The following is a 24,682-nucleotide window of genomic DNA, read 5'->3' as shown; positions in this document are numbered from 1 at the left end:
CTATTTTCAGATGCCTGTTTGCTATGCAGAAAAACCATGTTTTTTGTGCTAATACAGACATTATAATATAAAAAAAGAGTTTTGTTAAGCTCAAAAGTGAACGTTAGTTCCACAGAAAATAAGCGGTTATGAAAAACTGGAAGTTAGTTTTTCATTCAACCAGAATATTCAACCTGCTTTTTAAAAGTATTCTAATCTATAGATAGAGTAAGATATAATGATAAAAAGATGCGATATGTCCCTATGGTCTGCTAGTTTCATATCTAAGGAGTTGCTTTGATCTTCAGCTTATTTAAATCAAATGGTTACAATGAAAAACATATTGAGCACATGAAAAAAGAAACTGGTAAAGTTAATAACAAATTACTCAAAACATGAAATAAATTATTCTTAGGGATTGTTAATCTAGTCTATGTAGAATATCAGAAAAAGCTTGATATTACTGAATGAAAAATTTGGCTACTGAAGCTGTTGAGCAAGATTAGTACGTATCTTTGAGTGATGATTATAATTCCAAAAGATTATCAGCGATTGTTTTTTCGGGGAATTCACTCATATATAAGTAGTTTTTCGTATCCATTAATTGAGGATAACGATTCCAAACCTGTTCACTTAAATTTTTCGATTGTGTAATATAGCTTTGTATTCTTTTTTCATCACATTTTAAATCCAACATATAAATATATAAATGAACCATTTCATTAAAAAATTCATCAAAAGTTAAATCCAAGGCCCTGTCCATTTCGTATTGAAGCGAATGAGCAGCGCCAAATATAACCGCAACGAAAACCCGATATTGCGTTTCGCTATATTTTCCTGCAGTATGCATCATCTTTAATATATTTTCACTATACTCCGGATTAATATTCATTGGTGTAGTTTTGTTATAATCTATATTCTCGCGTGAAATATCGATGAGAAATTTTCTTAATTTATCATCATTGTTTTTGATACGATTCAATAAATTATCCATGGTTATGAAAAAAAGAAAAGGATCTTTATTATTATCAATAAAATCTAGGAGAAAAGAGGAAACTATTTGATAATTTTCTCTTAACATGGTAAGTGCGATATTCTCTTTTTTCTTAAAATAATATCGAATCATACCATGTGTGACATTAGCCATTTCTGCTATTTGCTTGTTTGTCACTTTAAAATAGCCAGTTTCTAAAAAAAGTTTTTTTGAAACCTCATAAATTTTTCGTTTTGTTTGCATTTGTTTATCTCCAAAATAATTTTTTTAATATCTATTAGTAAACTCAAAGCACTTAGTGAATAAATTTTATAAGCACTGCAATATTTTAAATTGATTCTAACACTCATGAATAGATATTTGCAAGATATTTAAGATTATTTTTCTTAATATAAAATCTGTAGCTGAATCTGTGTAAAGGTTTTTAAGATTCAAATCATTTTAGGTATGTGATAGATATTTGAAATTTAATAAATAATCTTGTAAATAATATAAAATATATAATTATATTGACTTAGTAATCATGGGTCGCTATAATTATCTAAGGATAGTTAATTATCCATACATATATTTTTATCTATAGATACTTTCATCTTGCAAAATAAAAGCTGTGCACAAGCTTTTATTTGAACGACTGATGTAAATCGACTTGAGAAGTTCATTAGATTACAGATTTGATTGACTAAATCAAATTAGAAAAAATTGAAAGGTAGGAATATATTATGGAACGAAGTAAACTTACTAATTCTGAAGTTAACAAGTTTGGTATTTATGGATTCACAACGATGCTCGGCATCATGGTCCCAATGATGTATATTACACTTTTTATGACTGAACATCTGGGGATGAGCGCAGCACTGATGGGAACGATTCTTTTGGTAGCCCGAATCATTGATTTTTTTATTGGATTAACAGCAGGAGGAGTTATCGAAAGAACAAAAATGAAAAGCGGGAAATACCGTTCTTGGTTTAAAATTCTTCGTTGGGTCATTCTTGTGGGTATCATCATGCAATTTTTAAACACAGCTGCACTTCCTATGGCTGCACGTGTTATTATAGTTTTTGTGGGATACTTAGGATTACATGGATCAATGGATTATTTGGCTCCATCACAATTCGGAGTTGTTTCAATGATCGCAGGGCCATCCTTTGAAGATCGTAACAGACTCTCATTTCGAAACGCTCAATTTACAGCAATAGGCTCTATTGTTATCTCTGCTGCAGCACTTCCTGCAATAGATCTAATGACACCAATTGTTGGTCCTACCTACGCCTTTTCTATTGTAGCTACCACAGGAGCTATACTTTTCTTCATAGGCGCAACACTGATTATCAATGTTTCCAAACCCTATGATCAGGGTCAACCAAAAAATGCTCCGGGTATGCCGGTAGTCACGCTGGGCGATATGGTCAGATCTGTCTTTACGAATGGACAATTGTTGATACTTTTATTGGGCCAGATATTGTTTCAAACGGCAGGTCAAGTTATTATGGCGATTATGACCTTCTACTTTATGTTTGTTCTTGGCAATTTAACACTAATGGCACTAGCTATGACCATTACGGGAATTTTCGGATTTGTGGGTAGCCTCATCGGTCCTAAAGTTGGTACCAAGTTAGGGAAGAAGAATGCTATGGTCATCGGAATGCTCACATATGCAGTAATGTGCTTCGGTATTGCATTTTTTGGAGCCAGCTCTTTCGCGATCTATATTATCTTAGCATGTGCTTATACGGTGGGTATGTTCTTCTTTATGAGTTTTGGGCAATTGTATTTCCTAGATTGCGGCGAATACGGATATTGGAAAACCAATAAAGATAATAGAGCTGTTGCATTGGCCATGGGCAATATGCCTATCAAAATTGGCATGGCATTGGGTGGTGCGCTTGGTGCATACGGACTCGCATTAATTGGGTATACACCGGGCATGATACCAACTGCGGAATTCGCGACTAAATTTATGTATTTATTCGGTGGGCTTCCGGGACTATTAGCGCTTATTGCAGCTGGAATTTTATTCTTTGGATATAAGTTGAGAGACAGTGACTGTGAAAGGTACGCAAAAGAAAATGAGGCTAAATTAAAAGCTTCAATCAATAATAGCTGAATAATTTTAATTTTCTTATGTAACAAAACATATGTCCTCCAAGGATTCACACATTTTGCTAATGTTTTTGAAAGTCACTATTATTGTTTTTTTGAATAGTATTGTTACTTTGGTAATAATCCTATCGCTTGAGCAGTGACTGATCGCAGTAGAATGGGACACATGGGCGCTATGCCAATGAATGACACGCAAATGCTTTATGAAAAATATATGGGATCTGGTCATTATCTTTAAGGAGTTATGAGAAACTAGAATTTAGTTTTTCATAACTCCTCTTTTGAACTATTAATTATTCATTTTTAATTGTTAATTATATTAAGATTCGGCTTGCTTTTCAAAAATATTCTAATTTATATATAGAGTAAGATATAATGATAAAAAGATGAGACATGTCCCTATGGTCTGTTTGTCCCTATGGTCTGTTTTTACGGAAAGCGAGTTTAGAGCCGTACAGGAAGAAAAGAAGAAGCAAAGCAATATCGTCACAGACGATGAAGTAGGCATCGCAGCAGTAAAAAATATAGTTCGAAGAAGAAATAAGAAATCATATTTTTCTGCTAAAGGCAAGTGTAATCATAATATTTTGGAGGTGAATATATGGGGGCATTCTCTATAGACGCAGAAAATTTTGAATGGATTAATGGTAGTAAAGATGACCAAGAAGATTTATGCCTGCACGGGAAGGCGATTGCATATATAGGTAACGTGAAACTGGAATACAATGCTACAGTAAGTGCCACCGCACTTTATTTGTTAAAAACACTTACTGAAAACCATATTATAAATACGGACAATCAAATGCTTCCTTGTTGCGGATTTTTTTATATTCCAAACGAGGAATTGAATAATGTTGTTATCAGTGGTTGTCCCAATGGCATAGATTGGTCAGTTATTCATGATGGGGACAAGGTTATCCTTGAACTGGAAGATGGAACAAAAGAAAGTGTTGCCATTGAGGATTATAGAAAAGTTGTTTATAACTTTGCTGATAAGGTAGAAGCATTTTATAATTCCTGTTCGCCAAAAGTATTGCCAAAGGAAGATTTTGACCGTAATGGCTATCTTGCATTTTGGAATGAGTGGCATAGAAGAAGACAAGAAAATTCAGTTCGACTTACGTAAGAAAATGTAGAATAGCCTACTTATTTAAGGCAAAAGATTAGATGTCAGGTTATTGCTCAACGAATTAAAAAGCCTGTAAAATCAAACGTTTCAGCCATTCTTGGACATGTTTCCAAAATAGCCTGAGTATCACATGTGGAGAATGTTGTACTTCTTTCCCACAAAAAAGCAGACACACATATCAATGTAAAAGTGGATTTTGGAGAAGATGACGTGAAAATCTCTGTAAAAAAGATTGCTCAGAAAGTAGAGTTAATATAAATATTTAGATTGATTAATATTTATAAGAGTTTTTAATAAGATCGTATAGTACTAGAGGCTAAGTATGAGTCAATTAGATGGCGCATAAACTTAGTCTCTTTTTAGTATAATACTGGGAATATTTTCATGAAACGTATATAATATAAGAAAAGCTTAATAAGCAATTAATATGAACTCTGAAATCATAATGTATCAGACTGAAGATGGTTTAACAAAAATAGAAACTACTTTTGAAAATGATTCAGTTTGGCTCTCTATAGATCAAATGGCTGAATTATTTCATCGAGATAAGAGAGTGATTGGTTACATATAAGAAATATTTTTAAAGAAGGTGAACTTGAAAAAAGTTCAGTGTGGGCAAAATTTGCCTACACTACTTCTGACGGAAAAGATTATCATGTTGACCATTATAATTTAGATGTAATTATTTCTGCGGGCTACAGTGTAAAATCCCTTTGTTGGTTGGTTTATTAAGAAATTGTTTTAAGAGAATATGAAATGTAGAATATTCACATAACATTTAAGACAAATAGGAATTTATTGAGAGACAGGCATAATTAAAAGCACAAAAACTGGTCTTAGGTAAATTATAGGAGGTTTATAAATGAAGAAAATAATTAATATTAGGAATGAAAAAGAAACAGATTATGAGAGAGTAGAAGAAATCACGAGGCAATCTTTTTGGAATTTATATATTCCGGGGTGTAATGAACATTATTTAGTTCATGTTATGAGATCCCATAAGGACTTTGTTCCTGAGTTAGATCTGGTGATTGAAGTTGATAATCAGATCATCGGGAATATAATGTACACAAAAGCAAAACTGGTTGATGAGTCAGGGGAAGAAAAAGAAATCCTTACATTCGGTCCGGTTTGCATTATTCCGGAATACCAAAGAATGGGTTATGGGAAAATGCTTATAGGGCATTCTTTTGAACGGGCGGTTTCACTTGGTTATGATGTGATTGTAATATTTGGAAAGCCAAGCAATTATGTAAGCCTTAGCTTTAAGAGTTGTAAAAAGTACAATATCTGTCTTAAGAATGGAACATTCCCAGCAGCAATGATGGTAAAAGAACTGAATCCGGAAGCTTTGGACGGGAGGAAATGGGTTTATTATGACAGCCCTGTGATGAAGATAGATGAACAAGAAGCCGAGCGCTTTGATGAGAGTCTGGAAAAAATGGAGAAGAAATTCCAACCAAGTCAAGAAGAATTTTATATTCATAGCCATTCTATTATACAGTGAAATTCTTTTAGTGGTATAAAGATAATCTATAAATTCTAATTTATAGATTAGATTATGAGCATAACCAAAGTCAGACAAGGCAAGTCGGCTTCCCATTATGTTTATTAGTAGAGAGGTTTCTAATTTTTCCATAAAACTATCAAGCTACTTTAATAAAATTTCTTGATGATAGTTTGTGGGGATATATTTTCAAATTGTAATACCGACGAGACGGTTGTACTTCTTTCCCACAAAAAAGCAGACACACATATCAACGTAACTTGTAAGAGAGTCAGGTTCTCAACTTCCAATAATGGAAGGACGCCGTATGGCGTAAAAGAATTGGATTACCTATTGAAACGGTATAATGAGATAGTTTCAGATATAGATGATATAGAAGGTAACATTCTCGTGTTTTAAATGAAGTTAAGTCACTGTCTATAGAAAAAAATATATGTTGCTTTTATTAAGTATGGGTAATTATTGAATTACTAACATTTCAATCAAATAAAACACAGGGAATTATGTAATAAAAAATGTATAAAGTACTGATAAATCGGTACTTGACTTAAAGAGGAGGTTTCATTATGGAAAATGAAACAATGAATTTATCATCAGAACAATGTGAAGAACTACTTAAAACATTGAAATCCCGTTTTGAGAAAAACATGAACTGCCATCAAGGTTTAGAATGGGATAGCGTACAAGCAAAGCTGAAAGCGAATACTGAAAAACTATATATTTAATAATGTCTATATTTATGCAACAAAAAAAGAATCTCGGCAATCAGCAATAGTATTTTTCTTGGTTAGTTTATATTGCAACAGTAAAACGACTAGGGGAGAGATAATTTTTCTAGATCGTATTATACTTACCTACAAAGCGCCTGTGCAACCGAAAAATACTAATATAGAAATTACATACACTGCCACAGTTAATAGCAATGCCTTGTTTGTACCTTTTTTTCTATATGCCTTCGAAATGATCCAAGCAGCTGGTCCCCAAATGATAAGTAAAAGTGCTCCATATAATAAAAAAAATACTAAAAATAATGGATCTATAAAAATATCAAAATCTATTCTTCCTTCTTGAACTAAAGTCAGTGCTAAGGGCATTGTAATTATGGTTACTAACCACCCTATAACAGCCATTAAAAAACCTTTGTTAAAACCTGTATTATTTGAGTTTTCTTCCATTCACAAAACCTCCTTTATTTTCTTGTATTCCATTTGTTTATCATAATATTTTACTACTGTAATTTATCAACATTGGATTTGGATTCTTGTAATATCCCATAGCCCATATATATAATGACACCTACTGAGAATATTTGATATATGGTAAGTCCAACCCAAATCACTGGATTTATTCTGATAAACTCAATAAAGAATCTAAAAATAAAATAACTAAATATATAATATCTAAACAATATGCCTGGTTTCATTACACGATTTCTTTGATTATGTAGGATGAAAAATGCCGCTAAATGGAATGCCACCTCAAAGAGTTGAGTTGGATATCTCAATTGGCCATCACCAAAGTTACATCCAAACATTCCTACTTTACCAACACAACAGCCATTAAAAAAGCAACCCATCCTTCCAATAGACATCCCTAATGCAACGGCTGGAGCGATGATATTTCCCATTTTAAGTGAAATCTTCATTTTTTTCTTTATTAGCCTTACACCAATATAGCCTCCGATTAATCCACCTACAATTGATTTGCCGAATAATATGTTTTGAAAACTTCCTCCCTCCAGAATGATAGGAATCTTTGAACCTATAACGCCAAAGATAAGAGCAGCTGAAATAATTTCAATGACGCCTTCTCCTTTTACCTGCCTTTTTTCCGCATCTCTCATATAATAAACTAGTCCTGCTACAATCCCTAGTGCTACAAACAGTGTATAAGATGAAATGCCAAAAATTTTAGGTGCGATTCCAAAGCCTGCTAACCTTTCATGCATATCAATCATGCTTAATCCTTCTTGCCATTTTTCCTACGCGGCAGCAAGTACCTGAATTCATACAAGTATAAAGTTTTAGGGCAGAACAAAATCCAAAGGCTGCTGATGTTTTGAGGACTGCTAGGAGAAACAGAATAATAAGTCCTACTGTAGATAATCCTGAATAAAGAAGGATCAGGCATATCCCACTCATTGCAGCGCCTACACTATGTGCGAATCTAATCCCTTTTTCATCTAGGATCACATTTTCTCCCGGATAAAATCTTCCAAGGGTATGATTGTATAATACAATCATAGGTGCTTTTTTCACTTTCAAAATTGCAGATAATAACAGTATGATAAAGACAACTACTAACACTTCCTTCTGCCTAAAAGCAAAAGATACCCACACCAATACTGCTACAGAATATCTGCAAAAATCAAAAGCATTTTCTGATATACTTACTGGTTTCACACCTGCCATAGCATTTACCTCCTTTTAAAAAATTTTGGAAAAAATTTTCCTGTATCTCTTTTATATTCTTCATATTCGGGAAATTCTTTAAGAAGCATACTCTCTTCTTGGTTTACTCTGTAGTCCATAAAGGGAAGAAATACAAAATTTGTAAGAAAAAAACTAAGATAATTTTTATAAACCAACACTCCTCCAAAAAGCATGAGCATGAGGGAAGCGTATAACGGATGTCTTACTATTCGGTATATACCTGTTCTTATCAATTTATGTGAATCGTATATTTTTATGTGATTTGCCCAATTTGCTTTTAGCTTAAGTCTACCCAGAATATTGGTTATCACTCCTAGGATAATCATAATTGTACCAAGAATGGAAGACACTCTCTCTATTTGTTCATCTAAGAAATGGTACTGTCCCAACCCAGACTTAATCACTCCAAAGTAAACGAAAAAGAATAAAAACATGGTGCCAGTAGCTACAATTGACCTCTTGCTTTTTTTTACATGCTCTTCTGTACCGTAAAAAACAAAGTCAGCAACAATGGATATGACTAATGCCGTCATACAAAAGGAAATAATTATTCGTATGATAAAATCAAAAGTAAATATAATCATATTTTTTCCTGTGAATCATGTTGTATGCTGAAAAAGGAATCCTCTTGAGATCAGGCGTTATCACATGTACACAATCTTTCTGGATAGATTTCATATCAAAGTTATACTGATCTATAAATGAACTAACACTAATCCTGAATGTATTTTCATCAACAAATTTCATCTTTTCCTTTTTCGACTTAAATATAAACCCCTTAGGAATTACCCTTTTGATATCTGACACAAGATCACAGCAATCGCAAATCCCGAAATCAATATTCTCATCTTTTAAATTTTTTAGGGTATCTTCTACGGTAAACATAAATGTGTTGTTAACCGCATGTTTGTAATCACTCATGTCTTTTCCCCTTGTAATGGGTACAAATCCTCCTGAAGAATCCTTAAATAAGTATGTAATGGCTACTCTCTCAACATTGCACGGCAATGGGATGAAATCTAATTTTTTAAGAAGTCCTGCTGTTTGTCCTTCAATTCTAGTAAGAATACCAGAAAGAGTGATTCTTTTCTTTGTTTCAAGTTCATGGGTTCGTCCAAAAAAAGCAACTGGCTGTAAATTCACACCTCTAATGCACTTCTCGTCCATTCCATATGTGATAATCTCTCCTAGATAGTTGTCATTTACGCCTTGTGTTACTGTACACACAAGGGTAGTAGGGACATCATGAATACTTAGGTTTTGAATTGCCTTTTTCTTAATTTCAAGCATAGATTGATTTCTTAATTTATAGTAGATTTCCTCTTTTAGTCCGTCAAACTGAAGATAAACTTCAAACCCTCCTTTAAAAGAGCTTAATGCCTTGACGAAATCCTCATCTTTCGCGATTCTAATTCCGTTTGTATTTAACATTACATATTTAAAGCCCTTACCTTTTGCCATTTTTATAATTTCTAGAATATTAGGATGTAGTGTAGGTTCACCTCCGCTAATCTGAAGAATCTCAGCACTACCACCTTCAGCCTCCATATAAAAATCCATCATCTTTTCTATCGTTAGCATATCTAAATCTTTCCCTTTCCCTGCACGGGCATAGCATACTGGGCAATTTAGGTTGCATCTCATGGTAATTTCTATGAGACCAATACAAGTATGCTGATCGTGACTAGGACACAACCCACAGTCGTAGGGACAATCATCCTTAATTTGGGTTTGTATTGTGCTTTTAGTCCCTGGCTTATCATACTTAGCTTTTAAAAGATGGTACTCAACATCTTCCTCTAATAGCTCTTTATGTTCACCGTGTTCCAGACAATTTTTTATGATATACACTCCCTTACTATCATATACAATTTTACCATCCACCTGCCTTTGGCAATGGCTACACATAGTCTTGGTATAAGAATGAAAAATGTAATCTCTGTTCAATAGGTCACGTCCAATCTAAATATATACATAGTTTTGTTACATTTTTTATAGGATAATTATACCATAATGTAGCAACTTTCTTGATAATATATTCATTATAACAATATAATACGAATATTCTTAAACTTTTCTAAAAACGACTAGGGGGCACAAGTAGTTGTAGCAAAATTTGAAGATATAATCAGTGAAATAGAAAAAAATCATGGCTATAACTAAATATTGACACTTTTTTACAACAATGTATAATTAGAATAATACCTTATATAGAAACTTATGTAAATCATTGAAAAATACATTGGTGAGGCAATAGAAATTTGAATTTGACGGAGGTGTGATATATATAATGAAAGAAATAATTGTTACGATAATTCTTTTTATATTATCAATGGGGGCATTTGTTATAAGTTTTTTCTCTTTTAAAGAAAAAGGATTTTTATTTAATAATGCCTATATTTATGCATCAAAAAAAGAAAGAAACAGTATGAATAAAAAGCCACATTATCGGCAATCAGCAATAGTATTTTTATTTATTAGTATCATTTTTTTATTAAATGCTATTGAAGTGCTTTTAGATAGCGGATGGATTTTTTACATAGTGTTAGCAGTAATGGCTGTGACGATAATTTATGCCATTGTATCAAGTATATTTATGGAGACTAAAAAGAAATAGAGTTATGTTACAATTCCAATTTGTCTGGCTATGTATAGCTGAGAAACTACTAAAATAGAGTAAACAAGATTTTTTAGTATCGAGTAGTTAGCATAGAAACCAAGAGTGTATGGGAGCAGAAAGAGTAATTAATAGACCCCGCAGAATGTAAGCTTTGTCGTTATTGTTGTATGATTTAATGATAAGATGGAAATGTAAGACAAACTATGCAATAGAAAATCCAGGACGAGTTATACAAAAACTTGGATTTAGTTGTGAAAAAGATGTGCCATATAGTAGCAAGAAAAATTTGAAGTTGTAGGAGGTTTGAAAAAATGAGATTAGATGGTTTTGGATTATTTGTAAAAGATATGTCATCTATGATCCGTTTTTATCGAGATGTATTGGGATTTGAAATCAAAGAAAACGAAGACACATCAAATGTATATTTAATCAAAGATAATACTTTGTTTTTGCTTTATGGAAGAAATGATTTTGAAAAGATGACAAGCAGGAAATATGAATATATAAAGGGCATCAATGGTCATTCTGAGATTGCGCTTTATGTAGATACCTTCGAAGAGGTAGATGAAGAATATACGAAGGCAATCAGCAAAGGTGCTATTTCAGTTTTAGAACCTACAACAGAACCATGGGGACAAAGAACTTGTTACATTGCTGACCCAGAAGGGAATATAATAGAAATCGGTTCATTTAATAAGTCATTTGAGAGATAGATTTTAATTTGTAAGGTGATTTTATAATACGAGATAGGTATGGTGGGTATATTGAAGACAATTTATAAAAGTGAAGAGGGAAAAAATAAAATACTATCATTATATGACAAACAGTTGGAGAGACTTTCAATACCATATAAAGATTTATTTGTTGATACATCATTTGGAAGCACACATATTATTGAAACAGGCAATTTTGATGGTGTACCACTGCTCGTTTTTCATGGTGGAAACGCAACCTCTGCTTATAATTTACTTGTATGTAATTTTTTGCTAAAAAATTTTCATATTTATTCGGTTGATACAATAGGACATCCAGGGAGAAGTGCAGAGGTTTCACTTTCTCCCAATAATTATGAATATGGAAAGTGGGCAAGTGAGGTTATTACTAATCTTAATTATACAAAAATCGCTTGTTTTGCAGGATCGTTTGGAGCAGGTATTTTAGCAAAAACAATGTGCGTTGCACCTGAAAAAATCGAAAAAGCAGTACTGTATGTTCCAGCAGGAATTAATAACGCACCCGCAATTAATAGCGTAAGAATGATGTATCCAATGATAATGTATTGGATTACTCATAAACAAAAATGGCTTGAGAAATGTATAATGCCAATGGCAGTAACTAAAGAAAATATTGACAAAGATATTTTTGAAACGGCAAAATGCAGCATTGATTATGCCAAAATCAAAGCAGGAATGCCAAGTAATGTGAAGGGTTCAGATTTGAGAAAATGTAAAGCATCTACCTTGGTTTTGGCAGGAGAATATGATTGCCTTTTTCCAGCGAAAAGAGTAATACCTCGTGCAAATAAATATATTACACATTGTACTACATATTTGATAAAAAAACGTGGTCACATAAATGTGCTAACAAAATCAGAAAAGCAAATGATTATTGACTTTCTCTTGTAGGTTATTAAAACGACTAGGCGACAGTTATCAACCTTTAGCAATATATATACTATATATTACAACTTAATGCTTGATAAAGGGGTAATGGATAAAAAATAATGCTAACATTGATTAGCTAGCCTTAATACATAAATAATACATTTACTTAGTAATTACCTAACATTTCTCATTTATATTATCCACAATTATTGCAGAGAGTGTTGAATTTTCAACAACAACAGGACCTCCGCCACCTGCATGGAAAATAATACCTGTTGACTGTACAGTATAGGTACAGCATTCATTTGAACAAGGATTTTGATCACAAATAGAAAAAGAGAAATTATTTGTAGTACTTGGCCTGTGTAGGAAGTACAATTGTGTTCCAACAGGTATTGGCTTTAACTGATCAGAACAATGCTTAAATACCTGGAAACTCATACTGAAAATTGCGGTGTTGATTGGAATAATTATATTGTTTGCGTATTCTAATAATATACTAGGTTTACAAAAACAAGAAGTATTTAACGTGACTGAAGCTACAGTTGCTGTTGTTGTTATGTTTTCAAGTAATCCAGCGGGGAATGATGTTGATTGAGGAGTTCCACATTTTAAAACAGTAGGGTGTTGTTCTAGATTAGGTGTAAAAAAAGGCACTATTTTATCATCGAAAATTGGTTCTTTTATCAGTTTGTTACTGGAATTATCTACAACTAATGCTGAAAGTGTTGCATTGGTTATAACACCTTCATTAAAAACTCCAGATAGAGACATCATTACATAATAATTACATTTTTCACTTGAACAAATGTCATTATCATAAACATTGAATGAGAATGTAGTAATAGTATTAATTAATGGGTTTGCCGTAAATATCCATTGTGGTCCAACAGTGGTTGCATTAATTTGGTTATCACAGAGCTTATATAATTGAAAGGTTAAAGTCCCACCTAATGCATTAGAAATTATATTACTTGTAAAATTAAACTTTATGCATGACTTAGAAAAGCTAGATGTTTTTAGAGTAATAGCAGGAAAAACAGTATCTAATAACTGTTGACCTATTAGCGCTGAACCTAGATTTCCACACTTTAAAATTACCGAGTTTAATTTGTTTGATCTTTTAAAAGATTCAAAATTATTATTGTAATGAGTATCACAAGATGGGTTCATTATATTAAATTTCTCCTTTATTATTATATATGTTTTTCTAAATAAATATTATCCAGTTAATTTTGAACCATTTATTAATAAAAATTTAGTTAGTATATATTATTTAAATAACTAGAGTATGTTACATAAATGAAAAGATGATTAGGTTACAGTGAATCAATAATTGACTACCTAAAATAGGATAGTTATAATCAATGTATAAATACAAATTTATAAGAATAAGCAAAGCAAAGTAGTAATAATAATAATCTGAGGGTAGCATGCCTAAATGTAGCAGCGAATATAGTACTAAGGGCTATATCATGTAAAACACTAGCAAATGATGGGAAATATATATTTATGGAAAGATAAATAACTGCCATACTTTAGATTCATCTTATTATGATCTGCTGATAGTGTATAATAAAAAATAAAGAAAGGAATATTACAATGATCTCAAATCCAACAAAAGAAGAACTAGAAAATCGAATAGCTCAACTATTTAATATGTTAAATACAGCGGAAAATAACTTTGATACAGCAATTATTATAAGTAAGGTAAATCAATATTATTTTACAGGAACTATGCAAGATGGCATTCTTATTATAAAAAAAGATGGCGCAGTTGCCTATTTTGTAAGAAAAAGCTATGATAGAGCTCAACTTGAGTGTCAACTTGATATCGTATATAAGATGTCTACGTATAAGGATATATTAGCAGTAATTCCGCAAGCTTTAGGCAACACATTTATTGAGACAGATATTATGCCTATGGCATTAATCGATAGATTAAAAAAATATTTTATTATGGAAAAAATAAATCCTCTTGATAAAATAATCTTAAGTCTTAGAGCAGTAAAAAGTGATTTCGAATTAGAGATTATTGCTGAATCTGGTAAGCAGCATCAATATCTACTTGAAAATATTGTACCAGAAATATTAAAAGAAGGCATGAGTGAGACGGATTTTTTAAGTGAATTATATTGCAGAATGGTCAAGCAGGGACATCATGGTGTTTCAAGATTTAATATGTTTCAGATAGAACAAATTGTTGGTCAAATAGGATTCGGAGATAGTTCTATTTATCCTACCAATTTTAATGGCCCAGGGGGCATGTTGGGAATGAGTCCTGCTGTTCCTATTATTGGAAACAGAAATCGTTATCTTAAAAAAGGTGACTTGGTATTTGCGGATGTAGGGTATGGTATTTCGGGATATCATAGTGATAAAACACAGGTATATTCCTTTGGAACAAAACCAGGCGAGAAAGTTATTGAGGTTCATAGTGCTTGTATAGAGATTATATCAAAACTTGCAAACTTACTTAAGGTAAATGCGATTCCGGCTGAAATTTATAAAGAAATTACTACTAATCTACCAAATAGCTTATCTCAACATTTTATGGGATATGGTGAAAGTGTTAAGTTTTTAGGACATGGTGTTGGTCTTCACATTGATGAGATGCCAGTCATAGCAAATAGTTATAAAATACCACTCAAAGAGAATATGGTAGTTGCATTAGAACCCAAGTGTGGCATAGTAGGGGTAGGTACTGTAGGGGTAGAGGAAACCTATGTTGTAAAAGCTACAGGTGCTGTTTGTTTAACGGGTGGACCAAGAGAAATAATGGTTGTATAGATAGAAAGCCTGCAAAGTTGAAAAGAATAATCACCACCAAACATGTTTTTGGGTATATTATTACATAATTTTTAAAGAACATTCAACCCAAATATTCAACGTGTTTGTCAAAAATATTATAATTAATAGATAGAGTAAGATATAATGATAAAAAGATGAGACATGTCCTATGCCCTTATAATCATTGGTTGAAATCTAATTTCTAAGGAGAGAATTTGACTTTGAAAGACAAAAGAACACTGTTATTCGCACGTGTATTCAATCCAATTGCATTAGCAGTATATGGATTTACATGTTATTATGTTTACTCTCTTTGTCAATATGGTGGAATAAAAAGAAAATTACCAATGATAGCTGTTGGGGTACTTCTTTTATTCATGTGGATTTTGTGGTGCAGTTTGTTAAAACCAAAATATAAAAACAAATCTTCTGAAAATAAAAAACAACAATCCATATCTACTGAAAAAGTGTCAGCAGATCTACACAAAGTCAATACGAGCAAAATATGGTATCGTATTGCATGCTTCATTCTCATTGTGACAACTAGTATGACTGCAATAGGAATCTATCGTAGTGGTATCAATTATAATGGCAAGTTATCTTGGTTTATAGCAGATTTAAAAAACAAACGAGAAGTCGAGTTTACTCAAAATAATATTTATGAGTATGGAATAGAGGGCATTTTTGATGCCATTGAAAATAAAATGGATATACCCAAAGAGTTATTTGTTTCTTCTGACTTTATATTAAGATTTGAGAAGGGTGGTAATATACTTTCTTTTGATACTTATTTATATGGAAGAAACGAAAATGGGGAGACAGAGAGTTTTTTAATCACGTATAATGCAAATCGCTCCCCAAAAATAACTGTATACTTAAATGGTTATGTCAACGAGGATTACGACCAACAACATAGATTGGAGCCTCTATTCGATATGTTGCAGGTTATTCAATTAGAAAATACTGTTTCTAAGTGGAATCAGGAAGAATACGGAATTTTATATTCTGGTCTTCGTAACTGGGGCTATAATACGTCAGGAATTGTTACGATTGATAAGGAAGGAATGACTCAACAAGAGGAGTATGCAGAAGATCAAATAGTCGGGTTTACCGTATCTGTATATGTACCAGGGAAGGAAAGTATTTTCATACCTAAGCGATTTATTGCAGATTGGGAGACTGTAACTTTAGAACCTGAAATAACCGATCAAGAGAAACAGGCGATTGTAGGATATACGGATATTGACGGTGAAGAAGCATTTTTTCTAGATCAGGGAAAGGGATATCGATTAACTGTTGCTGATGCAGCCTTAGGAAGTCGATTTTACGTTCTCGATCTCACACTCGATGGTGGATTAACTTGGGAAACCATAAATAAAGATCCTTTTTCAAATGAAGCTGGTGTATCAGCGGGGATTACTTTCATCGATGAAAATCTTGGTTTTATAGGAATATCTCACAGTGGGGGTTCTTATGGAAATCTTTTTCGGTCAGAAGATGGAGGAAAATTATATAAACAAGTTGTTATTCCCAAAGTCGAGGTTTCCTTAAATGAAAGTGAAACCTATGTTGCATTTGATCTACCTGGTATGCCTTATAAAGAAGGCGAAAAACTCTCTCTTCTCGTTGAACAAGGGGAAGATGGAGATTACAAAGGTGGCATAAAAGCATTGTATCAATCGGAAGATCGCGGAATTACATGGAAATACATAAAAGAAGTAGAAAATGAGTAATTTAATTTATAGTGAAAGGATAAAATTCATGCAAAACAAAGAAAAGTACGCAAATGGTCAGGCTGTTTATCAGTATGATGGTAATAAACTAACTTATTTTTTTAAGGACGGAAAGGTAAAAGCACTAGGTATATCAGATAACAATATAATGGAAGGGGAGTGGAAATTCTATAGAGGGACAGGTGAGCTTTGGCAAGTTGGTCATTTTTTGAGTGGAAAGAAAAACGGAACATGGATTCGATATGATAAAAATGGGCAAGTTGAGTACAGTGAAACATTTATAGATGACCAATTGGTCAAGAAATGAACCTTAATTTGATCAAAGGGGCGACAACTAAATGATTGATGAAGGGGTAATTTGCTAAACTGAGATAGAATGAGATTAGTATTAAGCATACTATATGAACGTTGGTTTCGAAAGAAAATAAAGAGTTATGAGAAACTAGAATTTAGTTTTTCATTCAACCAAAATAATTAATTATTATGATTTGTAAGAATATAACTATCTTTATAATTTTGCCTAATAATGAAATTCGTTTATGACTATGTATATTATATGTGTTAAAATAAATGTATATTGTAAAAGGGGGAATAATTATGAAAGAGTTGTTTAATGTTGGCTCTTATCTTGAGAGAATAAAATATAAGGGTAAAACGGATATAACCTACAAAACGCTATACGGGCTTCATACAGCCCATACATTAGAGATTCCTTTTGAAAATTTGGATGTTTATTATAGAAAGCCAATTTCACTTGATAGGGAATCTTTGTTTAATAAAATTGTAGAAAATAAAAGAGGTGGATATTGCTTTGAAATGAATGGTTTGTTCTCTTTTATTCTTGAGGAATTAGGATTTAAGGTAACAAATCTATTGGCTAGAGGAACAATGGATGGAAAAACGTATTTTGCTAAAACCCATCAGGTGTTAATGGTAGAGATTGATGACAAAAGATACCTTGTAGATGTAGGATTTGGTAATGATGGGATTACAGCACCTCTTTTATTAGAAGAAGAAGTAGAACAACAGCAGTTTACCAATACATATCGAATTCTTAAAGAACCTAAGTTTGGTTATGTGTTACAAAATAAGGTAGGAGACGAATATCGTTATATGTATGCTTTTACGTTGGACGAGTGTTGTCCAATGGATTACCTTATGTCTAATCATTTCACGGAAACTTTTCCTGATTCGTTTTTTATAAAAATGAAACTGTGCACCATGCCCACAAAAGACGGACGTATTACATTAACTGATGAACATTTTAAAGTTATTTCAAATAATCATGTAACTGAGACAAAGATATCTAGTGATGCTGAGTATAATGAGCTACTTAAATCTCATTTTGGACTTGATTTAGATCTTGTTAAATAGGGAAGGGGTTTTTTGGTTCTACTAATATTCAGTAGGGCCCCTTTTCATTGAATTATACTAATGAATAAGTATAATGCTAATGATAAGATGGAAATGTAGAAAAGTTCCAACATGAAAATGTAGGATTTTATGCATTTCTTTTTTTGTACCATCTTTTGCTATAATTATGCTAGCAAAAATAAAGGAAGGTACATTATGAAGAAAGATATTCAAAATCATATTAATAGATTCACTCGAGTGGAGCGAGGTTTATTGAACAAAAGTGAGATGGCTAGAAGATTTAATTGTGATCCTAGAACTATTCATAGATATCTCGAAATTGAGTCAGGAGAATTGGTGCCAAATCCAACTAACACAAAGTACATATCCAAACTTGATGACTACAAAGCAATAATTATTGATAAGGTAGACAAGTATGGGGCAACCGCAAATGGCGAAGGTATTCTAGTTAAATTGCCCACGCTAAACTTAAAACTTCTCTTATTAAAATGCCGGAAAAGTTTCTGTTTCTTCTAAACGGAACTCATTTTTGAGCTGGTTCAAGTGGTTGAATGCCGATTTTAAAGAGACGATGGCAATGAGGCTTGAGATAAGATCAGCCAGAGCACTTGCTCCCCATACACCATTTAATCCCAAGAAATATGGTAAAATAAGCATCAGAGGTATTAGTAAAAACACCTGTCTTAAAAGTCCTAAAAATATTGCCTTCTTTGCTTCGCCAATTGCTTGAAAGTAGCTTGCTCCCACTATTTGAGCACTTATAAGAGGAAGCATTAATAAGAATAGCCGCATACCAGTACTTGCCATCAAAATAAGATTAGGTTCACTGGTAAAGATACTCGAAAGCATTACAGGAAAAGCTTGAATAAGTATAAATGTTATTGTACAGATTGATGAGACAGCAATCAGTTCGAGCTTTAACACTTGCTTAACTCTGTCAAAGCGTTTAGCACCAAAATTAAAGCCTATGATTGGTGCAGCACCTTGTGTAATGCCCATAGCCGACATAAGGAATAGGACCATCACAGAGTTGATAATTGTCATTGCTCCTATAGCAAGGTCACCGCCATATGTTTTAAGTGCGTTGTTGGATATGATGCTGACGACAACGGAAGATAACTGCATTGCAAATGCAGCAAATCCAATGCTGAATATCGACTTTATAGTCACAAAGTGGAGTTTTAATTTATTCATTTCAATTTTCATTTGACTCTTTTCACTGAGGAAGTGTTGTATTACCATGATGGATGTTACGAGTTGTGCGATAATGGTTGCCCAAGCTGCACCAGAAATACCCATATTAAGAGTGAAAATAAGAATTGGATCCAAAATAATATTAATCAGCGTTCCAACAAGTATAATGACCATTGATTTGACAGGATGTCCTCCAGCTCGTACCACATTTACTAGTCCTGTTCCAATGCCTTGGAATAAAGCACCATAGAGAATGACAGTCATATAATCCACAGCATAAGGCATAGTTGCTTCACTAGCACCAAATGCTTTAAGGATAGGAGTCTTAAAAATAAGTCCTAAAAGTGTCATTAAAAGCATTAAACCAATTAGCAATGTTATGGCATTACCAAGTAACCCTTTTGCTTCATCCTTATTATTTTCTCCCAACTTAATAGAAATGAGTGCTGCGGCTCCTATTCCAACTAACGAACTTACGGCGGATAGGATCATCATAAACGGCAAGCTCAATCCTATTCCTGTCATGGCAAGACCGCCAATTCTGCCGACAAATATTCTGTCCACCAAATTATATAAGGAATTTACAATCATACCCCCAATAGCGGGGAGTGAAAATTTGAGTAAAAGTCTACTAATGGGCATGGTTATAAGTGTATCTTTATTTGTTTCCATAATTTACATCTCATTTTTAACTGCCAAAACAGTATATATAGCATCATTAATCTTAGTCTTCTTTACAATTTCAAAGCCAATTAAGGACAATGATTTTTCGAGTTCCTCTGATCCAATACGTATAGACATTGGAGGTCCTTCTATTATCAAGTCGTCATTTTCATACTCCAGACACAACAAGTGCCCTCCTGCTTTTAGTACCTTGAATATATTTGTGAGTGCTTTTGTTAGTGAACTTACTTCGTGGAGTATTAAGGAAGCCATAACAAAATCTATACTATCATTTTGAATACTTAAGTTTTCAATAGAATCTTGAATCAGTTCAATATTATTAAGTCCTTTTTCCTTAGCCTTTTCTTCTATAACGCTGAGCATACGCCTGTCAGGATCCATTGCGTATACTTTGCTAGACGTGCTCTCTGCCATAGGAATTGTAAAAAAACCTGAGCCAGCACCTACATCGAGTAAAGTATGATTTTTTTGAATTGGCATTTGACTAATAAGTGTTTCAGGTGGTATGAGCTTCTCCCTTTGATTGCTATCTAAAAAGATAATTTTGTTTAAAAACTTTTGATCCAGTTGGTTGTAATGATTTATATGATTCATAATATAACCTCCTATAAAATATAATACAGACTGTAATTATCTATAATTGTGATAAAAAATGAGCAGTTAAAACCGCCTATGTTTTAGCTCATTTTTAAGACAATGTCATAAATACGTTTTTCTTTAAGGTGGTTCACCATTTTCTCTTCGGCATCTTTCATAATCTTTTCTATGTGACACGCGTGACTTTCGTTCATTTCACAAGTGAAAAGCGCTCCGCTACCTTCAATGGCTTGAATAATATCATAAAAGCTTATTTCAGTCTTAGGTTTCTTAAGACTATAACCTCCATTTACTCCAGGTGTAGACTGAATTAGGTTAGCCTTGACTAATTGAGTTAATATCTTGGATAGGTAGGTAGGTGATATATTCATGTGACTAGCTAAAGGCTGAAGACTTAAATTGTCTTTGCCTTCTTGCTTAACGAAATAGGCCATTATATGCAAAGCATAATTTGTTGCTTTTGTATATTTCATAGTAATCCCTCCATAAAGATATTACAGACTGTGTTTGTCTGTAATTATATATGATAGGTTTTGCTATGTCAATAATAAATTTTAATCATTAATGTGTTATCTGATTATAGTAGATACAAAATATTACAACTAGATTATGAGCTGCATTTTTGCTTGTATCGTGTTGTATGATCCAGCAGTCGTCGAATTATACAGAAGAAGAATATATGCACTTGTTTAATCTTTTTTATTGACGCTTATGATAATGATTGTGATACACCATACGTTAGTTCCTATAGAATGGAAGACAAATAAAGCTTAAATTAACCTAATGTGTGGAAGTACCTTATCCTGTATAGGTGGGGATGGATAGCACTTGCCGATAGGCAACACATATGATAAATTGTAATTAGTCACAAATGCTGAAATTTCTAAATACCTATAAAAGTGCTAGTAGTAGACTTATATAAAAAGAATTTCTATTAATAAGAGAACAATTATGGAAAGTATATTTTTAGAGTAAATGCTATTGCCTTTCTAATAAAGGCGTGCGCCAATAAATATTGTTAGAAATATATAGAAAATCAAGGGATGTAATAGGTGATTTTTGCAAGGAAGATAAACACAAGACGAAAGAAATAGAATAAACCCAAAGAGGAGTGTGATAAGATGGCGTCAATATTAATTGTCTACAAATCAAGTACACATTTTACTGAAAAATATGTAAATTGGATAACAGAAAAAATTGTTTGTGACACAATTCACTTACATCAAATAGGTAATATTGACATAAAGCAATATGCAAAGATAATTTATGGTGCAGGTATCCATGCCGGTAAAATTCAGGGATTAAAGAAATTCAAAAAACATGTCTTAAATTTAGCCGATGATAATATAGTAATCTTTGCAACAGGCGCTGCACCCAATGATGAAAAGATTGTGACGGATATTAAACAAAATAATTTTTCGGAAAATGAGCGACAAGTAGTTGCCTTCTTTTATTTTCAAAGTGGATTAAATTATGAAAAGATGCACTTCATTGATAAACTAATGATGAAAACCTTCAGTAAAATATTAGCACTCAAAAAAGACAAGTCAGTTATTGAGGATGGAACAAGTCAGGCAATTTTGCAATCCTATGATAATTCTAATCGAGAATTTATTAAACCGATGATGAGTTACTTAAATCAATGTTCTACTAACACAATTATATCGAAATAGATTCGCATTTCTACTTGTTTTGACTGCAGCTCGAACCTTCTTATCGTGTTCTCAAACAAGTGCTTCTCAACCATAGATTATAATCGTCAATGATGAAGAATCAACAGTCCAAATGGATTATACAGTATCGGATAAAAACTTATCGACTGATTATATGTGTCAAGATTTTTACCATGTAGATGTTTTAAGAATTGGATGAAACAAATTTTACAAAAATTACACAGGATGAGGCTCTAGATGAAGTTAAGCGGGATGGGATAAGCCTTTTGACCAACATGCTGGAGGAGTATTGTAATACGAAAGTTAATGAGATAAAACAGTTGTATATTACTATTTTCTTGCGTAAATTAATATTTTAGTAAAGCTTATTTCTTTTTATTAAATAATAATGTTAGGTTGTTATAATTTAGTTGAGTTTAGAATATGAGGTGAAAAAATGGTTTGGATAATAATAGTATTGATTTTGTTGGCAATCATTATGATGTACTTTGCAATACCTGACGGTAGACTTTGGAAGCAATACCTGACAGATGTAAAAAGTTCTTTGACCGATACGAATAAACAAAGAAGCGTGCAAAGTACATTTACAGAAGATAGTGTTGCTAAATTGCCTGCTCTCCTTCGCCAGCACATAATCAATGGAGGCTATATGGAAGAGACCTTTATGGATAACATGCTGATATATTTTCACAACACAAAGTTTCGTATGTCGGTGGGCAAAAAGCCAATTAAGATTAAATTCATGCAGGTCAATTTTGTAAAAAGGCCTGACCGACACGCTTTCTTGACAGGACGAATTGCGGGGGTTCCATTGCAGGCCAAAGACAGCGTGTTGGACGGAATAGGCTCTATGACAGGTGTGATTGCCAAGCAGTTCCAGCTTTTTCTTTCTACTGGGGAAGAAATGAACCAAGGCCAGTTGATAACGGCGTTGGCAGACGCAGTATATTTGCCGTCCTTGTTTTTACAGGAGTATATGTCATGGACAGACGTTGACGACGATACCGTTGAAGGAAAGATTTCATGGATGGGCATTACTGCTAAAGGAAGATTCACTTTTGACAATAATGGCAACATTGTACGTTTTGATACCAATGACCGATACATGGACGAAAACGGGAAGGGTAGCTCGTTGGTGCCGTGGTATGTAACCTATTCTGATTACAAAGAGCAGAATGGTTACTATCAGCCGGGAAGGGTTAGTGTAAGTTGGATGCTCCCGGATGGTGACGACACATATTTTGTCAGCGACCACATTGAAGTTCAATACTCAATAAATGAAGTGAATTTATAACCTAATTATTCGGTCTTCGCGAAATAGGCGCAATAACTATCCCATCTAGATTTACTTGTTTTCTTTCATAGTTCTTTTTTGATTTATGCACATGATAGCCATGGTATTATGTCTTCCTAATTTGTCAGAAGAATTTACGATGGCTTTCTTTGCGTCAAGAGTAAAGGATTAGGCAGAATCGTGAGTATTTCGTTTGAAAAGTGCACTCGTTACGAAATAAGTGCACTTATAGAGTGGAAGCAATGCTGTATTTCATTGATAAGCATGCACTAATGCAAGGGCCTATCTAAAAACGGATTTGACTTTACCCTTACGGTAAGGTGTATACTTTATTCAAATAGAGTTAAAAGCTAAAGGAAAGGTGGTTACATATGCTATCGATAGGAGAGTTTTCAAATATATGTAGGGTATCTACAAAGACACTACGCTATTATGCTGAAATAGGATTAATTTTACCTAATGAAATCAACCCTGAAAATGGTTATAGATATTATTCTATCAAACAATTAGAAACAATGTTATTTATCAATCGCTTAAAATCCTACAAATTTTCTTTAGAGGAAATTAAAACAATCCTTAAATCAGAAGAATTGCAGGATGAGAAACTTTATGTGGAACTTGTAAGAAAGAAACATGAAATTAAAAAACAAGTACAAGAATTTAAATCGACATTAGACCAGATAAATGAGGATATATCAATTTTGAACCAAGGCAAATCGATTATGTCATATTTGGATAGCATTGATGTTCAACTTGTTGAAGTGCCAATGATGTATATTCTATCTATCCGAAAGATGGTTTATGAACATGAATTCCCTGAACAATATGGTAATTGTTTTAGAAAATTGTTTAAAAGAATTCAAGAAGATAAATTACCTTGAATGAAAAACTAAATTCCATAATGCAAGAGTAAATTCTACATCCTAGAGGTTACTCTCACACGACACTTTATGTATAATACAGGTATAGTTGAT

The 24,682-nt window shown here is 32.9% G+C and carries 29 protein-coding genes; 19 read left to right on the top strand and 10 right to left on the bottom strand.

The window, feature by feature from the left end; all coding sequences use genetic code 11:
- Positions 1-505 precede the first annotated feature (505 nt).
- Positions 506-1,216, bottom strand: a complete 711-nt coding sequence (locus GC105_RS14365) for a TetR/AcrR family transcriptional regulator (protein ID WP_152806244.1) — start codon at positions 1,214-1,216, stop codon at positions 506-508.
- A 479-nt stretch (positions 1,217-1,695) separates the two neighbouring features.
- Between GC105_RS14365 and GC105_RS14360 the strand changes: the two genes are divergently transcribed.
- The 7 genes from GC105_RS14360 to GC105_RS14335 all read left to right on the top strand — a co-directional run bounded on the left by GC105_RS14360 (position 1,696) and on the right by GC105_RS14335 (position 6,438).
- Positions 1,696-3,081 carry an MFS transporter gene (locus GC105_RS14360; protein ID WP_152806241.1) on the top strand — a complete coding sequence of 462 codons (1,386 nt, stop codon included), beginning with the start codon at positions 1,696-1,698 and terminating at the stop codon, positions 3,079-3,081.
- A 382-nt stretch (positions 3,082-3,463) separates the two neighbouring features.
- Positions 3,464-3,697, top strand: a complete 234-nt coding sequence (locus GC105_RS14355) for a hypothetical protein (RefSeq protein WP_152806239.1) — start codon at positions 3,464-3,466, stop codon at positions 3,695-3,697.
- The gene (locus GC105_RS14350; RefSeq protein ID WP_152806237.1) at positions 3,679-4,203 is read left to right on the top strand and encodes a hypothetical protein; all 525 of its coding nucleotides are present in this window, start codon (positions 3,679-3,681) and stop codon (positions 4,201-4,203) included. The genes GC105_RS14355 and GC105_RS14350 overlap by 19 nt, the downstream gene beginning before the upstream one ends.
- A gap of 135 nt (positions 4,204-4,338) precedes the next feature.
- Positions 4,339-4,464, top strand: a complete 126-nt coding sequence (locus tag GC105_RS17540; RefSeq protein ID WP_281350139.1) for a hypothetical protein — start codon at positions 4,339-4,341, stop codon at positions 4,462-4,464.
- 169 nt (positions 4,465-4,633) lie between these two features.
- Positions 4,634-4,777 (top strand): virulence RhuM family protein, encoded by a 144-nt coding sequence (locus tag GC105_RS17630; RefSeq protein WP_343030048.1) that lies wholly within the window; start codon positions 4,634-4,636, stop codon positions 4,775-4,777.
- A 291-nt stretch (positions 4,778-5,068) separates the two neighbouring features.
- The gene (locus GC105_RS14340; protein ID WP_152806235.1) at positions 5,069-5,713 is read left to right on the top strand and encodes a GNAT family N-acetyltransferase; all 645 of its coding nucleotides are present in this window, start codon (positions 5,069-5,071) and stop codon (positions 5,711-5,713) included.
- Between the two features lie 566 nt (positions 5,714-6,279).
- Positions 6,280-6,438, top strand: a complete 159-nt coding sequence (locus GC105_RS14335) for a DUF4256 domain-containing protein (RefSeq protein ID WP_152806231.1) — start codon at positions 6,280-6,282, stop codon at positions 6,436-6,438.
- Positions 6,439-6,567: 129 nt separating this feature from the next.
- Here GC105_RS14335 and GC105_RS14330 read toward each other — a convergent pair whose 3' ends face one another.
- From GC105_RS14330 to GC105_RS14310, 5 genes are read right to left on the bottom strand one after another with little or no spacing between them, the layout of a single operon-like run.
- Positions 6,568-6,888, bottom strand: coding sequence for a hypothetical protein (locus tag GC105_RS14330; RefSeq protein ID WP_152806228.1), 321 nt, complete (start codon positions 6,886-6,888; stop codon positions 6,568-6,570).
- Positions 6,889-6,941: 53 nt separating this feature from the next.
- Positions 6,942-7,670, bottom strand: coding sequence for a prolipoprotein diacylglyceryl transferase (locus GC105_RS14325; RefSeq protein ID WP_152806225.1), 729 nt, complete (start codon positions 7,668-7,670; stop codon positions 6,942-6,944).
- Positions 7,663-8,124 carry a DUF4395 family protein gene (locus tag GC105_RS14320; RefSeq protein WP_152806220.1) on the bottom strand — a complete coding sequence of 154 codons (462 nt, stop codon included), beginning with the start codon at positions 8,122-8,124 and terminating at the stop codon, positions 7,663-7,665. Before GC105_RS14320 ends, GC105_RS14325 begins: the two co-directional genes overlap by 8 nt.
- A gap of 5 nt (positions 8,125-8,129) precedes the next feature.
- On the bottom strand, positions 8,130-8,729 hold the full coding sequence (locus GC105_RS14315) for a methyltransferase family protein (protein ID WP_152806217.1): 600 nt from the start codon (positions 8,727-8,729) through the stop codon (positions 8,130-8,132).
- A complete protein-coding gene (locus GC105_RS14310; RefSeq protein WP_152806214.1) occupies positions 8,710-10,092 on the bottom strand; it encodes a radical SAM protein in 1,383 nt (460 codons plus the stop codon). The genes GC105_RS14315 and GC105_RS14310 overlap by 20 nt, the downstream gene beginning before the upstream one ends.
- A 343-nt stretch (positions 10,093-10,435) precedes the next feature.
- On the opposite strand from GC105_RS14310, the gene GC105_RS14305 reads away from it, so the two are divergent.
- The 4 genes from GC105_RS14305 (at position 10,436) to GC105_RS14295 (ending at position 12,390) form a co-directional block, all read left to right on the top strand.
- Positions 10,436-10,762 carry a DUF3784 domain-containing protein gene (locus tag GC105_RS14305; protein WP_152806211.1) on the top strand — a complete coding sequence of 109 codons (327 nt, stop codon included), beginning with the start codon at positions 10,436-10,438 and terminating at the stop codon, positions 10,760-10,762.
- A gap of 178 nt (positions 10,763-10,940) precedes the next feature.
- The gene (locus tag GC105_RS17535; RefSeq protein WP_281350138.1) at positions 10,941-11,063 is read left to right on the top strand and encodes a hypothetical protein; all 123 of its coding nucleotides are present in this window, start codon (positions 10,941-10,943) and stop codon (positions 11,061-11,063) included.
- 13 nt (positions 11,064-11,076) lie between these two features.
- Positions 11,077-11,478 (top strand): VOC family protein, encoded by a 402-nt coding sequence (locus GC105_RS14300; protein ID WP_152806208.1) that lies wholly within the window; start codon positions 11,077-11,079, stop codon positions 11,476-11,478.
- A gap of 51 nt (positions 11,479-11,529) precedes the next feature.
- On the top strand, positions 11,530-12,390 hold the full coding sequence (locus GC105_RS14295) for an alpha/beta fold hydrolase (RefSeq protein ID WP_246169851.1): 861 nt from the start codon (positions 11,530-11,532) through the stop codon (positions 12,388-12,390).
- Between the two features lie 156 nt (positions 12,391-12,546).
- Here the strand turns inward: GC105_RS14295 and GC105_RS14290 are convergent, their stop codons facing one another.
- A complete protein-coding gene (locus GC105_RS14290; RefSeq protein WP_152806203.1) occupies positions 12,547-13,542 on the bottom strand; it encodes a DUF4489 domain-containing protein in 996 nt (331 codons plus the stop codon).
- 429 nt (positions 13,543-13,971) lie between these two features.
- Here GC105_RS14290 and GC105_RS14285 point away from each other — a divergent pair, with 429 nt between their 5' ends.
- From GC105_RS14285 to GC105_RS14265, 5 genes are all read left to right on the top strand, one after another.
- Positions 13,972-15,159, top strand: coding sequence for a M24 family metallopeptidase (locus GC105_RS14285; RefSeq protein WP_152806201.1), 1,188 nt, complete (start codon positions 13,972-13,974; stop codon positions 15,157-15,159).
- A 221-nt stretch (positions 15,160-15,380) separates the two neighbouring features.
- A complete protein-coding gene (locus GC105_RS14280; protein ID WP_152806198.1) occupies positions 15,381-16,892 on the top strand; it encodes a WD40/YVTN/BNR-like repeat-containing protein in 1,512 nt (503 codons plus the stop codon).
- Positions 16,885-17,199, top strand: a complete 315-nt coding sequence (locus GC105_RS14275) for a toxin-antitoxin system YwqK family antitoxin (RefSeq protein WP_193708430.1) — start codon at positions 16,885-16,887, stop codon at positions 17,197-17,199. The genes GC105_RS14280 and GC105_RS14275 overlap by 8 nt, the downstream gene beginning before the upstream one ends.
- Positions 17,200-17,489: 290 nt before the next feature.
- Positions 17,490-18,266 carry an arylamine N-acetyltransferase family protein gene (locus GC105_RS14270; RefSeq protein WP_246169850.1) on the top strand — a complete coding sequence of 259 codons (777 nt, stop codon included), beginning with the start codon at positions 17,490-17,492 and terminating at the stop codon, positions 18,264-18,266.
- Positions 18,267-18,518: 252 nt separating this feature from the next.
- The gene (locus GC105_RS14265; RefSeq protein WP_207706986.1) at positions 18,519-18,782 is read left to right on the top strand and encodes a hypothetical protein; all 264 of its coding nucleotides are present in this window, start codon (positions 18,519-18,521) and stop codon (positions 18,780-18,782) included.
- Here GC105_RS14265 and GC105_RS14260 read toward each other — a convergent pair.
- The 3 genes from GC105_RS14260 to GC105_RS14250 form a co-directional block, all read right to left on the bottom strand.
- Complete coding sequence (locus GC105_RS14260) at positions 18,750-20,132, bottom strand: MATE family efflux transporter (RefSeq protein WP_152806190.1); 1,383 nt, start codon at positions 20,130-20,132, stop codon at positions 18,750-18,752. The genes GC105_RS14265 and GC105_RS14260 overlap by 33 nt on opposite strands.
- A 3-nt stretch (positions 20,133-20,135) precedes the next feature.
- Positions 20,136-20,738: a class I SAM-dependent methyltransferase gene (locus GC105_RS14255; RefSeq protein WP_152806187.1), complete on the bottom strand. Its 603-nt coding sequence runs from the start codon at positions 20,736-20,738 to the stop codon at positions 20,136-20,138.
- 83 nt (positions 20,739-20,821) lie between these two features.
- On the bottom strand, positions 20,822-21,214 hold the full coding sequence (locus tag GC105_RS14250) for an RrF2 family transcriptional regulator (protein WP_152806184.1): 393 nt from the start codon (positions 21,212-21,214) through the stop codon (positions 20,822-20,824).
- Positions 21,215-21,862: 648 nt separating this feature from the next.
- On the opposite strand from GC105_RS14250, the gene GC105_RS14245 reads away from it, so the two are divergent.
- The 3 genes from GC105_RS14245 to GC105_RS14235 all read left to right on the top strand — a co-directional run bounded on the left by GC105_RS14245 (position 21,863) and on the right by GC105_RS14235 (position 24,589).
- Positions 21,863-22,414: a flavodoxin domain-containing protein gene (locus GC105_RS14245; protein ID WP_152806181.1), complete on the top strand. Its 552-nt coding sequence runs from the start codon at positions 21,863-21,865 to the stop codon at positions 22,412-22,414.
- Positions 22,415-22,850: 436 nt separating this feature from the next.
- Positions 22,851-23,708 carry a DUF6544 family protein gene (locus tag GC105_RS14240; RefSeq protein WP_152806178.1) on the top strand — a complete coding sequence of 286 codons (858 nt, stop codon included), beginning with the start codon at positions 22,851-22,853 and terminating at the stop codon, positions 23,706-23,708.
- A 371-nt stretch (positions 23,709-24,079) separates the two neighbouring features.
- The gene (locus GC105_RS14235; protein WP_152806175.1) at positions 24,080-24,589 is read left to right on the top strand and encodes a MerR family transcriptional regulator; all 510 of its coding nucleotides are present in this window, start codon (positions 24,080-24,082) and stop codon (positions 24,587-24,589) included.
- The last annotated feature ends 93 nt before the right edge of the window (positions 24,590-24,682 follow it).

Origin of the sequence: Alkalibaculum sporogenes (assembly GCF_009362815.1) — a bacterium.
Taxonomy (GTDB): Bacteria; Bacillota; Clostridia; order Eubacteriales; family Alkalibacteraceae; genus Alkalibaculum_A; species Alkalibaculum_A sporogenes.
This window is presented reverse-complemented; position numbering and strand designations above follow the sequence as displayed.